Here is a 12,687-nt window from a genome sequence, read left to right on the forward strand (position 1 = left end):
TTTCAGGCGGCCGCGAGATCCAGCGCCGCCTGCGCAACGGATGCCGGGGGTCTTGCCGCATCGATGCGATGCCAGCCGATCGGACCGGTTCCGCTCTCCAACTGTTTGTCGAGCACGCTCACCGTCGCATCCGAGTCGACAACCGGTCGGGCCTCGACGCGGGCTCTGAGAACAGCCGGGTCCGCCTCCAGCCACAGTCCGACGAACGGCACATGGTTCGCCCGCGCGACTTCCTCAATGGCTATTCTTTCGTCAGCATGGGCGAAGACGGCATTGGCGACGACGCAGCCGCCCGACCTCAGAACCATGCCAGCCTTTTCGGCGAGGGTCGCATAGACGCGTGCTGATGTTTCCGGCTTGTAGGCGTCCTGTGGCATAGGATGACCTCGCGCATGGCCGAGCATTGCGCGGCGCAGGCGGTCGCTCTCGAGCAGGCGCGCGCCGGGAGCAAGCCCCAGACGGGGCGCCATGGCTTCGGCGAGGGTGGATTTGCCAGAGCCGCTTAGCCCGCCGATGGCAACCAGCATCGGTTCCTTCCGCTGCAGCAGCTCGAGCGCCAGATCTCGGTAGGCGATCGCTTCCTCTGCGCCATGGCCGGTGCGATCTCCGAGGTCGCGCACCAGTGTCGCGCCGACATGAGCGCGGATCGCGGCCCTCAGTGCCAGGAGGAATGGCATCAGCCCATAGCCGGCGTCATCGCCCGTTCGATCGAGATAGCGATTGACCACGGCGTTGGCATACTCCGGCAGGTTTCGATGCCAGAGATCCATCAACAGAAAGGCAAGATCATAGAGGATGTCCGAGGTCGCAAGGCCTTCGTTGAAGTCGATGCAGTCGAACATGCGCGGACCCTCGGGCCCGAGGAAGATGTTGTGCAGATGAAGGTCGCCGTGGCAGTGGCGGATCATGCCTTGGCGCTCTCGTTCGTCGAGTAGAGTTGCGTGGCGATCGAGGGCCTCCCGGAAGAGCCTGTTCAGACGGTTTGTATCGTCGGCCCAGAAGAGCGGCACGGCGGAAAAAGCTGCATGGTTGATATCGAGAACGGCGGCGAGGTTGGCTTCGCCGCTTCCCGCGTGCAGCACCTCCGCCATCCCGTGAAAGTCCGCAATGCGCTCAGCCGTTTCTTCCATCAAGGTCTTCGGCAAGCTGCCCGTTTCCGCCATCCTGTCGAACAGCTTGTCCTGCGAGAAGCGGTGCATCTCGACCACGTAGTCGATAGGGGGCGCTTCAGCGTCGAAAGCGAGTTTGCCGGTCGTGTCCCGGCCGATGGTCCTCACACCGAAGTAGATCTCCGGCGCGGTTCGGGAGTTCAGCTCCACTTCTCTATGGCAGTATCGTTTTCTGAGATCGAGCGTCGAGAAGTCAGCATAGGGCAGCTTCACCGCGCGCTTCAGCTTGTAGGCCCTGTCGCCGGCCAGGAAGATGAGGGAGATGTGGGTTTCGATCACCTCGACAGGCGAGGTGATGCCATGGCTCTCGGGATCGCGGAGAAAGGCGATGGCGGCGGACTGGTCCTCGACTGGCATGCATCCCTCATATCTGACGGCTGCTTCAGTCTCACTCATCCGTTGCTCAAAGGCCAGCGTCTGGCGCATGGACCTTTGTCGCAGGAAAGAAGGGCCGGCGGTTGGCCGCCGACCCCTTCATAGCATTACTCGATGTCGAACTTGACGCCCTGGGCGAGTGGCAGAGTGCGGCCGTAGTTCACCGTGTTGGTCTGGCGACGCATATAGGCCTTCCAGCTGTCTGAGCCGGATTCGCGGCCACCACCGGTTTCCTTTTCACCGCCGAAGGCGCCACCGATTTCGGCACCCGAGGGGCCGATGTTGACGTTTGCGATGCCGCAGTCCGAACCGCGATCGGAGACGAAGGCTTCGGCTTCGCGGATGTCGTTGGTGAAGATCGACGAGGAAAGGCCCTGCGGTACGTCGTTGTTCAGTGCGAGAGCATCGTCAAAGTTCGAGTACTTGATGACATAGAGGATCGGCGCGAAGGTTTCCTCGACGACCGGGCCGCATTGTTCCGGCATCTCGACGAGGGCCGGGCGCACGTAGAAGGCATCTGCTGCTTCATCAGAGCGAACCCGATCACCGCCATGAACCTTGCCGCCATTGGCCTTGGCAGCTTCCAGGGCGTGCTGCATGCGCTCGTAAGAGCCCTTGTCGATCAGCGGTCCGATCAGATTGCCGGCTTCAAGCGGGTTGCCGATGGTCACAGAGCCATAGGCTTTGACGAGGCGCGGGACCAGCGTGTCGTAGACGCTCTCGTGGACGAAGAGGCGACGCAGTGTGGTGCAGCGCTGGCCGGCGGTGCCCATGGCGGAGAAAGCAACGCCGCGCAGCGTCAGATCAAGATCGGCGGTCGGGCCGACGATGGCAGCATTGTTGCCGCCGAGCTCGAGGATCGAGCGGCCGAAACGGGCAGCGACACGCGGGCCGACGGCGCGGCCCATGGCGGTCGAACCGGTTGCCGAGATCAGCGGGACCTTAGGGTTGTCGACGAGGATCTCGCCGATGTCACGTCCGCCAATGAGGAGCGTCGAAAGATTGGCGGGAGCCTTGCCGCCTTGCGCGTTGTAGCGCTTCACGGCCTTTTCGAAGATCGCCTGGGTGGCGATGGCAGTCAGCGGGGTCTTTTCCGACGGCTTCCAGATCGTCGAGTTGCCGCAGACGAGCGCGAGTGCTGCATTCCAGGACCAGACGGCGACGGGGAAGTTGAAGGCCGAGATGATGCCGGTGACGCCGAGCGGATGCCAGGTTTCCATCATGCGGTGTTCGGCGCGTTCGGTCGCAATCGTCAGGCCGTAAAGCTGGCGCGACAGGCCGACGGCGAAATCGCAGATGTCGATCATTTCCTGGACTTCGCCCAGGCCTTCCGAGGTGATCTTGCCGACTTCGATGGAGACGAGGCGGCCGAGTTCGGTCTTGGCGGCGCGCAGTTCTTCGCCGAGCAGGCGGATCAGTTCGCCGCGCTGCGGTGCGGGCACGAGGCGCCATTCGAGAAACGCCTTGTGGGCAGCTTCGATCGCCTTGCGGGTGTCGTCGGCGGAGATCTCGGCGACGGCTGCGATGGTCTCGCCGTTGATCGGTGAGCGAACTGAAAGCGTGCCGCCGGTCAGCGCCTTTGCGTCGACGCCGAAGCTTGCCATCAGCGATGCCGTTTCGGCGGAAAACTTGAGAGTGGCGAGTGTCATGATGGTCCTTCCGTCAGGTCTACCTGGTTCTTGTTCGTTCAAAATCGTGCGCCGGTCAGATGCGCCACCTGGGCGCCGGCCTCGTACCATGCTTCCTTGAGGGTGCGGAAGGCCGGTGCGTGTGGATCAGTCAGCGGTAGGGGCAGTTCGTCCTCTGACATCTGGCCGAGAATGTGGCTTGCGATGGTCTTGCCGAAGACGGTGCCGGGTGAGATGCCTCGGCCGTTGTAGCCGGAGAAGCCAATGACGCCCGGAGCAAACTTGTGGAAGCGCGGGAGCGCATTGGTCGTCATGCCGATCTGGCCATACCATTCGCTTTCGAAGGCGATGTCGCCGATCTGCGGGAAGATCGCTTTGAGTGCGCGTTGTGCCCAGGCGCGATGGATCCCAAGGCCGGTGCCGCGCAGGGCGCCGACGCTGCCGAAGACCATGCGGCCGGCCTTGTCCATGCGAAAGGAGGAGAGCACTTCCTTGGTATCCCAGCAACCCTGGCGCTCCGTCAGTATCGACTTACGCAAGTTGTCGCTGAGAGGGACAGTCGCAAAATTGAAGTAGGGGAGATGAACCTGCTCTTCGCGTACGGCGGCGAAGGGGCCGTTGCTATAGGCATCCGTTGCGACGACGATCCACTGGGCATCGACAATGCCTTCAGCCGTGGTGACCCTCCAGCCGTCGGCTGTCTTGTCATAGGCTGCAACCGGGCTTGCCGTGTGCAAAACCGCTCCGGCCCTTTGTGCCGCATGAGCAAGGCCCCGGGCGTAAGCGAGTGGTTGCAAGGTGCCAGCCCGGCGGTCAAGGAGGGAGCCCTGGTAGGCGCGGGTGCTGATCTTGGATTCCGTTTCTGCCTTGTCCAGCAAGTCGACGGGCGCGCCGCGGCGTTGCCATTGCTCGGCGCGCGCCTCGATCTCCTTCTGGCCGGCGCTGCCTACGGCGCAATGCAGGGTGCCCGAGCGCTCCAACTCACACTCGATCCCGTGGCGATCGATCAGCTCCATCACGGTCCGCGGTCCGTTGCCAAGAAGGTCCAGCAGCCGCTCGCCATAGACTGGGCCGAGTTCGCCCGGCAGGTCGTCTGGCATGACCCACATGCCGGCATTGATCAGGCCGACATTGCGGCCCGCACCGCCAAAGCCAATCTCCTTCGCCTCCAGCAGAACAACGCTGGTGCCGGCTTCGGCGAGGTGCAGGGCTGCGGAAAGGCCGGTATAGCCCCCGCCGACGATCACGACATCCGCAGTTGCGCCGCCGCGCAGGGGCGCCGTCTGGGGCGCGGCAGGGGCCGTCTTTTCCCAAAGTCCGTGGGAGCGAGGATCGTTCAGCATGGTGTGGCCCCGAGATCTGCGATGTGCCGGGGCTGGCCGCACGAGACCACTGCGTGTCCCATGTCATTCCGCCCCGTACAGTCTTGTGATTTCTAGAAGAGCGTTCTACGCCATTCCAGCGATAAATTCTCAAGAGATCATTCCAAAAAGGCATGACTATGCTGCCTGCCCGCCGCTTCCTTCCATCGCTGTCGCTGCTCACTGCATTCGAGGCCGCAGCCCGGACGGGGAGCATCACGGCGGCGGCACGGGAGCTCGATCTGACGCAGAGTGCGGTCAGCCGGCAGATCAAGGCATTGGAGAACCAGCTTGGTGTCGAGCTGTTTTTACGCGAACGCCAGACGATCCGGCTGACAGTCGCCGGTGATAGCTATGCCCGGGAGATACGGGAGGCGCTTCGCCGCATCTCCAGCGCGTCCCTGAACCTGCGCGCCAATCCGCATGGCGGAACGCTCAATCTCGCAATCCTGCCGACATTCGGTGCCCGTTGGCTCGCCCCGCGCCTCGGGCAGTTTCTGGCCACCAATCCCGGGATCACGATCAATCTGGTGACGCGACTGTCGCCATTCGACTTCCGACTGGATTCGATCGATGCGGCGATCCATTTCGGCGATGCCGTCTGGCCGGGTGCGGAACTGACACTCTTGATGCGGGAGGAGACGATTCCTGCATGCAGCCCGGACTTCAAACAGGCGCATGAGATCCAAGCGCCATCCGATCTTCTGCGCGTGCCTCTGCTGCATCTCACGACCCGGCCGGATGCCTGGGAACGTTGGTTCACGGAAACCGGCGTCGCCTTCGAGAATGTGCATGGCATGCTCTTCGACCAGTTCGCCACTGCATCGCAGGCGGCGATCGGGGGGCTTGGCGTGGCGCTGCTTCCGACCTTCCTGATCCAGGACGAGCTTGCACGGGGCGAGTTGGTGGCCGCAGTCGATCGCCCCATGCAGAGCGCGCAACGATACTACCTTGCCTTTCCGCGGGAAAGGGCGGCCTATCCGCCGCTCGTCGCCTTCCGGGACTGGATCGTCAAGGAACTTGCCGGGAGCTAGTGGTGGCTGATCATAATGAACTTGCTGCAGCCGCAATCCAGACGGCGAAAGCGAGATGGGTGAGATGGTGCAGGGTCTGGTCGGTGCCGAAAAGCCACCAATAGGCGGCCTGGTCCACCTTGAAGTGGTAACGCTGCTGGACCAGTGCCTTGCTTCTATCGATCAGTCCGTGAACGGCAAGATCGACAACCGCAAGCCAGGCGAGTTGCGGCGCCATCGTTAGGCAGATCAACAGGGTTCCCAAAGCATGCACGGCGATATGCGCGAACAAGGGTGCCATCCACCCTTCGATCCGCTCCTTGCCTTGTGCCATCCAGCTGGTCTGTAGCAGAAAATCGGCTAGGAGATGCTTGATGACGAACAGAGCGACGGCCCAGATCAGAAGATCATTGGCGATTTGCTCCGGTATGATGGGCATGAGTATTCCTTCGGCTTCCTATTCTGTCCGAAGATAGACCACTCTTCAAAACGCTGTGAAGCTGCCATTTAGTTTACCCAGATTTGGGCTTTGCACTTCCTTTACGCAATCGGCGTGTTTCGGAGCGCGAAATTAGGGAGATAGTAGTGACTGCCTCTGTCGTCACCAGCCGTCAGAAAGCACCTTTTCCAGCATGTCCGCGAAGAAATCGGCGCTCTCTTTGCCAAGGCAGAGCGGCGGCTTTATTTTCAGAACGTTAAGATGATCGCCCGTCGGTTGCATGATGACGCCGAGATCAAGCAGGCGGTCGCAGATGGCCGCAGTCTCTTCCGTCGCAGGTTCCAGCGTCTCGCGATCACGCACGAATTCCAGGCCGAGATAGAGGCCCATTCCGTGCACAGCGCCAACGATCGGGAAACGCTGGCCCAAAGCTTCAAGCCGTGCTTTCAGATGGTCACCGGTGTCTCGGGCATTTTGCTGCAGTTTTTCGTCCCGCATGATGTCGAGGACGGTCATCCCGACGACGCAGCTTACAGGGCTGCCGCCGGAGGATGAGAAGAAATAGCCTTCTTTTTCGAGGCTGTCGGCGATCTCGCGCCTGGTGATCACGGCGCCGAGCGGCTGGCCGTTGCCCATGCCCTTGGCCACCGTGATGATGTCCGGCACGACGCCCTGCTGTTCGAAGCCCCAGAAATGATGACCGAGGCGTCCGTATCCGACCTGAACTTCGTCGGCGATGCAGAGACCTCCACGCTCGCGAACGAGTTGATAGACGTCCCCGAGATAACCCGGCGGGAGGGGAATGCCACCGGCATTGCCGTACACGCTCTCTGCGATGAAGCCGCCCAGCTGTCCACCAGCCTCCTCGATCTCAGCGATTTTTGCCGCGACCGCCTGAACATAGCCATCGGTTGAACCCTCGCCGCGATACTTGCCGCGGTAGGTGTTTGGCGAAATCACCGGGTGCACCCAGTCCGGGCGTGTTTCCAGGGCGCGCGGATTGTCGGCGAGCGAGGTCGAGACCGCGTCGCTCGCAACCGTCCATCCGTGATAGGCCTCCAGGAGGCTCAGGATGTTGCGGTGGCCGCTATGGGCCCAGGCTAGCCGAAGCGCGAGATCCACGGCTTCGGAGCCGGAATTCACGAGGAAGACTGTGTCGAGGCCCTCCGGCGCGAGTGACGCGAGGCGATCCGAGAATTCGGCGACGGCGGCGTAGTGAAAGCGCGAGTTCGTGTTGAGCATGGCCCATTGTCTGCCGACCGCCTCGGCCAAACGTGTATTGCCGTGGCCTAGGATCGTGACATTGTTGACCATGTCGAGATAGGCGCGGCCGTTCACGTCGAAGAGATGCTCTCGCCAGCCCCGTTCGATCTGTGGTGGGTCGGCATAGTAGTTCTTCTGCGGCTTGGCGAAGCTGTTCTTGCGGCGTTCCAGAAGCGCATGGCTCTCCGGTGCCGGCGCATTGACGCCGACGCCGAGCAGCGTCGAAGGCGAGGGGCATATGCGGCGCCAGACAGCGCTTTGCTGCGGCTTGGCGAAGAGTGGGGGGACGAGATCCGGATCGCGGCAAAGCTGAATGCGCAGGCCGCCGACCCCGCCCGCTGCGCCGGCAACCGCACCGATCGCGTCGCCCGCCTTTACGGCCGTGCCATTTTCCAGGCTGCAGTCGATGCCATCCAGATGAAGCGACAGATCGGTCGATGACAGGATCAGGTGATGGCCGTCGAGCAGAATGGTTCCGTCGAACGGAGCGAAGGCTTCCGTTGCACCTGGCAGGCAGACGTCGATATGCAGAGCAAACGTTGCTGGTGGCGTTGGCGACAGTGGCTTGGTGTAGGACAGACGGAATTCGCCATAGCGGGTCGAAGAAACGCCCGTCTCCATCGCCGCGCGAGCCAGCAGCTTCCAGTCGATCTCCGGGTCGCTCCAGGTGTCGCGCGGCAGGTCCGGGCTCGTCACCGTCAGGTCCGTCAGGCGGAAGTCTGCGGGTGCGAGCGAGGGAAGAAGCGGATGGGACATCGTGAGCTCCGGCTCGTCCGGAAGCATGTCGGCGGCATCCAGGATGGCCGCTTCCATCAACGGATAGGGCACAGAGGTCGCCACCTCGAAAATCGTCCGCTCGTGCTCGATATTGCCGAGCACATAGTCATTGTCGGGGTCGATCGATAGCTGCTGTTCGCTGCTTGCGACAAGCACGCCTGCGCGCGCGACGATCAGCGGCCATAGTGCCTTCAATTCCACCTCGTTGAGCGGGTAGCGCGCGTGGAAGGCCTTGATGGCGGGCAGGATGAAGAAGGGGTCTCCATCGGCGTGGTGCAGGAGTGCGGCGCAGGTCACCGCGAGGTCGGCCACCAGCCATCCATAGAGAACATCACCGAAGTCGATGACGCCATCTGGCATCAGGCGGCCGGTTGCATTCGGTGTGGCCACCACGTTGTCGTCGGTGATGTCGTGATGAATGGCTTGAATGCGCAGTTCGGAGGCGAGTGGCTGCAGGCGCTTCACGGCCACGATCATCGCTTTGGCGATACGGTCCCGCTGTTTCTGGTCCGCGACCGATTTCAGGAGATGCAGTGCGACCGGGCCTGCGCGGCGCAGATCCCACTGCAGTTCCCGTTCCAGCCCGCTGTGACGGAAATCCTTGAGCCCGCTTGCAATCCTGGCGACCACGTCACCGAAAGACGCCACGACCTCAGGAGCAAGATATTTCTGGCGCGTCAGGGGCTCTCCATCCAAATAGGACAGGAGCCTGACCCAGTAGTAGTGCCCGCCAACTTCGATCTGGGGAATATATTCCCCGGTCAGGGCCGGGATCGGTTCGGGTATGCGCAGGCCGAGATCAAGATTGCGCAAGTGCTCCATGGCCCTGTTCTGGGCATCCAGTTCCTGCTGAGGATATTCCGCCCGTGTCACCTTGAGAACGAGCCGTTCTTCGCCGGTGTCGATCAGGAAATTGCGGTCCTGCTGGCTGCCGAGTTCCCGGATCGTGCCGCTGAAGCCGTAGAACTCGTTGAAGACGACCCTCGCATCGGCCAGCGTGACGTTCGGGCGCGGCAGTTCTGTGCGCTGGAGCAGAGCCGAGTCGGCCATACGTTTCCTCCCACGGGAATCATGTCGGGAGATTAGCAGAGCCTAGTGTCGCGTCTATCCCGCAGAACCGTGTGGGCAAACGACAAAGGGCGCCGTTTCCGACGCCCTTTTTATGCTCAGCCCATGCGCTCGGAGGCGTAGGAGCCTGGGCTTGCCGGGAAGACCACCGTACGGTTGCCATTGATGAAGGTGCGGTGATGGATATGGGCGTGGATCGCACGCGCCAGCACCTGGCTTTCAACGTCACGGCCGATCGACACGTAATCGTCTGCCGACTGCGCGTGGGTGATACGGGCGACATCCTGCTCGATGATCGGGCCTTCGTCGAGATCGGCGGTGACGTAATGGGCGGTGGCCCCAATCAGCTTCACGCCGCGTTCGAAGGCCTGCTTGTAGGGATTGGCGCCCTTGAAGGACGGCAGGAACGAGTGGTGGATGTTGATGATTTTGCCGGACATCTTCTGGCACATCTGGTCCGACAGGATCTGCATATAGCGTGCGAGCACGATGAGTTCCGTGCCGGTCTGCTCGACGAGATCCATGATGCGGGCTTCGGCCTCGAGCTTGTTGGCCTTGGTCACCGGGATATGGTGGAAGGGGATGTCATGGTTCACGACGACTTTCTGGTAGTCGAAATGATTGGAGACGACGCCGACGATCTCGATCGGCAGCGCCCCGATCTTCCAGCGGTAGAGCAGGTCGTTCAGGCAATGGCCGAAGCGCGACACCATCAAAAGGACCTTCATGCGCTTGGCGGCATCATGCAGGTTCCAGTTCATGCCGAATTTCTCGGCGACGGGAATGAAGCCCTTCTCGAGCTTGGCTTCGTTGGCGCCTTCCTCAGAGATGAAGGAGATGCGCATGAAGAACTGGCCCGTATGCAGATCGTCGAATTGCGAGCTGTCGACGATGTTGCAGCCCTGCTCGGCGAGATAGCCGGAAATCGCCGCCACGATTCCGCGGGTCGATTGGCAGGATACGGTCAAAACATAGCTCGTCATCGGTTCTCTCATCTCCTCGGCATGGCGCAGGCGCCGTGTCTCTATCGCATGTCCGGCACGATCGGAAGCGTGCCGTGTTGCTGATCCTCATCGTCTTTCAAAGGCTGTCGGCAAGCGCGCCTGCGGTTTCCGCACCTTTGCGATGGGCAGAGATTAGGGCAGGAAATGCAAAACCCCGTTCCCATTGCGTCTTTCCAGGGCGCATCTTCGCCGTTTCGTCTGGTGATCAGTGTGAAATCTTCTGAGCTGTTCTTGCCACTCACCGGCGATCCGCTCTTGGGGATTCAGGAGCGCTTCCCCAGCGTGCTCCTCAAAGTGTGATTTGAAGCGCGGTCTAGACCACACGCATGAATGCTCTTGCTAGAACCAGAATGACATTGTGCCGGGGACCCGTTAAAACCTCCGCGATATCCAGGCCAAGACAGGTTTGAAAATGATGAAACGGAAAATGACGCTTGGCCTGATTTCCGCTGCGCTGGCCATGGCAATGCCAGTCAATTCACTTGCTGCCACAAGCAGTGCCTGCTTTCGTGGAATAAACCTCGCCGGGGCGGAATTCGGCAATCTGCAAGGTGTATTCGGCGAAGGCTATATCTACCCCTCGCTTGAAACGGTCACCTATTTCGCAGGTAAGGGGTTCAATACGGTGCGGCTCCCGTTCCTTTGGGAGCGCTTGCAGCCGAAGCTGAACAGCGACTTCGACCCCGCCGAGCTCAGCCGTCTCAAGGAAACCGTCGCAACGATCGGATCCTTCAATCAGACTGTGATCCTCGATCCCCACAACTACGCACGCTACTTCGAGAAGCTGATCGGGACCGAAGAGGTTCCCGTGTCCGCCTTTGTCGATTTCTGGCAGCGTCTGGCGAAGGAGTTCGAGGGAGACCGACATGTGGTCTTCGGCCTGATGAACGAGCCCTTCGACATCTCGTCGACGGATTGGCGTGATGTCGCCAACGAAGCGATCGCGGGCATTCGCGAGGTGGGTGCAGACAACCTGATCCTGGTTCCGGGGACGTCCTGGACGGGCGCGCATAGCTGGTTCGGCGACTGGTATGGTGGGGCGAATGCAGAGGTGCTGTTGAGCATCAAGGACCCGGCTAACAATTATGCCTTCGAGCTTCACCAGTATTTCGACGACGATTTTTCCGGGACTTTGAACAATTGCAGCCGCGCAGCCGATGCCGTCGATGCCATCCGCGAGGTCGGCGAATGGTTGAAGGAAACCGGTCAGCGAGGCTTCCTCGGTGAGTTCGGTGTTCCGGGTACACCGGAATGTACGGCGGTGCTGACGGAGGTTGTGAAGCTGCTTGATGAGGACAAGACATCGTGGATCGGCTGGACCTATTGGGCGGCTGGTGACTGGTGGCCCGAAACCGAAGAGCTCAACATCCAGCCGACCAAAAACGGCGATCGACCACAGCTCAGTGGTCTCGCACCCGTGCTCAACGACTTCGTCGGCGCGGCGGACGGTTGCCCGGGCCTCGAGCGTCCCTGAGGCCGCCAGCCGCCCGAAACAGTGCAGAGGTTAAGCTGGTATCAACAGTTTTGGTATTTGCTCGGCGCAGTTCCGCACATTCGAAAGAGCTCCCGATTGGCCTTACCGGATCACATCGAGCTGGTCACGCAGACGCCTGATCTGGCGCATGACGCCGTCACGGTTGTCGTGACTGTGCCGACCTTTCGGCGACCGGTGCACCTTATCAAGACGCTTGAAAGTCTGGCGGCCCAAAGGACAAACCGTCGCTATGCCGTCGTGCTGGTCGACAATGACAGTGATCACCGCGAGGGTGTGGTGGCGGCCCGGCCGCTGTTTGAAACGGGGCAGATCAACGGTATACTGATCGTTGAGACGCTCAGGGGAAATTGTAATGCCTACAATGCTGCCTGGCTGACGGCGCTTCAGCACTTCCCCAACATGAGCCATCTGCTTGTTATCGATGATGACGAGATTGCCGATCCGGACTGGATCGAGGCCATGAGCCGCACCAAGGAAATGTTTGGTGCCGATCTGGTCGGTGGCCCGCAAGTGCCGGTCTTCCCGACGACTGAAACCGGCGATGTGCCTCGACATCCGGTGTTCACGCCGCCTTATCAGACGACTGGGCTTGTCCCGCTCCTCTATTCCTCCGGCAATCTCCTGGTCTCCCGCGTTCTGCTTGAGGCAAATACCTATCCGTTTCTCGATCCGAGGTTCAACTTCACCGGTGGCGGGGATGCGAACTTCATCGATCAGTCGGTGCGCAAAGGTTTCAAAGCCGCTTGGTGTCACGAGGCGCCGGTCCTCGAGACCGTGCCTGCAAACCGTCTTGAGCGATCCTGGCTGCGCGCGCGCGGCATTCGCGATGGTGTGATCTCCAGCCTGGTCGAAAAAGGTCGGCGCGCCAGCGAGCCCTTGGGGGGCTTCCGGGTGTTCCTGAAGAGCATTGCCCTGCTGACCCTCTCGCCGTTGAAGGCGATCATGGCCGCTCGCCGCCTCGGATCGCTGCAAAACAGCCTTTATTTCGTCCATGTCGGCCTTGGCCGGACGCTCGCACATTTCGGATATGCCGATGAACAGTATCGACATACGGACGGGCGCTGACCCTGACGTCGCGGGGCTGAGGCCTGCCTA

The 12,687-nt window shown here is 61.3% G+C and carries 9 protein-coding genes; 3 read left to right on the forward strand and 6 right to left on the reverse strand.

Annotated features, from left to right (window positions below; genetic code table 11):
* Positions 1-2: 2 nt before the first annotated feature.
* The 3 genes from BW978_RS21075 to BW978_RS21085 form a co-directional block, all read right to left on the reverse strand.
* Positions 3-1,526, reverse strand: coding sequence for a bifunctional aminoglycoside phosphotransferase/ATP-binding protein (locus BW978_RS21075; protein ID WP_076397797.1), 1,524 nt, complete (start codon positions 1,524-1,526; stop codon positions 3-5).
* 125 nt (positions 1,527-1,651) lie between these two features.
* Entirely contained in the window at positions 1,652-3,193 is a 1,542-nt protein-coding gene (locus tag BW978_RS21080) for an L-piperidine-6-carboxylate dehydrogenase (RefSeq protein ID WP_076397798.1), read from the reverse strand.
* A 38-nt stretch (positions 3,194-3,231) separates the two neighbouring features.
* Positions 3,232-4,515 (reverse strand): NAD(P)/FAD-dependent oxidoreductase, encoded by a 1,284-nt coding sequence (locus BW978_RS21085; RefSeq protein ID WP_076397799.1) that lies wholly within the window; start codon positions 4,513-4,515, stop codon positions 3,232-3,234.
* A 152-nt stretch (positions 4,516-4,667) separates the two neighbouring features.
* Here BW978_RS21085 and BW978_RS21090 point away from each other — a divergent pair, with 152 nt between their 5' ends.
* Entirely contained in the window at positions 4,668-5,567 is a 900-nt protein-coding gene (locus BW978_RS21090; protein ID WP_076397800.1) for a LysR family transcriptional regulator, read from the forward strand.
* A gap of 10 nt (positions 5,568-5,577) precedes the next feature.
* On the opposite strand, the gene BW978_RS21095 is transcribed toward BW978_RS21090, so the two are convergent.
* From BW978_RS21095 to purU, 3 genes are all read right to left on the reverse strand, one after another.
* Positions 5,578-5,985, reverse strand: coding sequence for a DUF3307 domain-containing protein (locus BW978_RS21095; RefSeq protein ID WP_076397801.1), 408 nt, complete (start codon positions 5,983-5,985; stop codon positions 5,578-5,580).
* A 162-nt stretch (positions 5,986-6,147) separates the two neighbouring features.
* Complete coding sequence (locus BW978_RS21100; RefSeq protein WP_076397802.1) at positions 6,148-9,075, reverse strand: aminotransferase; 2,928 nt, start codon at positions 9,073-9,075, stop codon at positions 6,148-6,150.
* A 116-nt stretch (positions 9,076-9,191) separates the two neighbouring features.
* Positions 9,192-10,076, reverse strand: a complete 885-nt coding sequence (purU, locus tag BW978_RS21105; RefSeq protein WP_076397803.1) for a formyltetrahydrofolate deformylase — start codon at positions 10,074-10,076, stop codon at positions 9,192-9,194.
* Between the two features lie 433 nt (positions 10,077-10,509).
* Between purU and BW978_RS21110 the strand changes: the two genes are divergently transcribed.
* Complete coding sequence (locus tag BW978_RS21110) at positions 10,510-11,571, forward strand: glycoside hydrolase family 5 protein (RefSeq protein WP_244552023.1); 1,062 nt, start codon at positions 10,510-10,512, stop codon at positions 11,569-11,571.
* 96 nt (positions 11,572-11,667) lie between these two features.
* Complete coding sequence (locus BW978_RS21115) at positions 11,668-12,657, forward strand: glycosyltransferase family 2 protein (protein WP_076397804.1); 990 nt, start codon at positions 11,668-11,670, stop codon at positions 12,655-12,657.
* The last annotated feature ends 30 nt before the right edge of the window (positions 12,658-12,687 follow it).

Origin of the sequence: Rhizobium sp. RU33A, assembly GCF_900156055.1 — a bacterium.
GTDB lineage: Bacteria > Pseudomonadota > Alphaproteobacteria > Rhizobiales > Rhizobiaceae > Allorhizobium.

Excerpts from the sequence above, each read along its gene's own strand:
- BW978_RS21110 (WP_244552023.1), top strand. The coding sequence starts at position 10,510 with ATGATGAAACGGAAAATGACGCTTGGCCTGATTTCCGCTGCGCTGGCC.
- BW978_RS21095 (WP_076397801.1), bottom strand. The coding sequence starts at position 5,985 with ATGCCCATCATACCGGAGCAAATCGCCAATGATCTTCTGATCTGGGCC.
- BW978_RS21085 (WP_076397799.1), bottom strand. The coding sequence starts at position 4,515 with ATGCTGAACGATCCTCGCTCCCACGGACTTTGGGAAAAGACGGCCCCT.
- BW978_RS21090 (WP_076397800.1), top strand. The coding sequence starts at position 4,668 with ATGACTATGCTGCCTGCCCGCCGCTTCCTTCCATCGCTGTCGCTGCTC.
- BW978_RS21100 (WP_076397802.1), bottom strand. The coding sequence starts at position 9,075 with ATGGCCGACTCGGCTCTGCTCCAGCGCACAGAACTGCCGCGCCCGAAC.
- purU (WP_076397803.1), bottom strand. The coding sequence starts at position 10,076 with ATGACGAGCTATGTTTTGACCGTATCCTGCCAATCGACCCGCGGAATC.
- BW978_RS21080 (WP_076397798.1), bottom strand. The coding sequence starts at position 3,193 with ATGACACTCGCCACTCTCAAGTTTTCCGCCGAAACGGCATCGCTGATG.
- BW978_RS21075 (WP_076397797.1), bottom strand. The coding sequence starts at position 1,526 with ATGCCAGTCGAGGACCAGTCCGCCGCCATCGCCTTTCTCCGCGATCCC.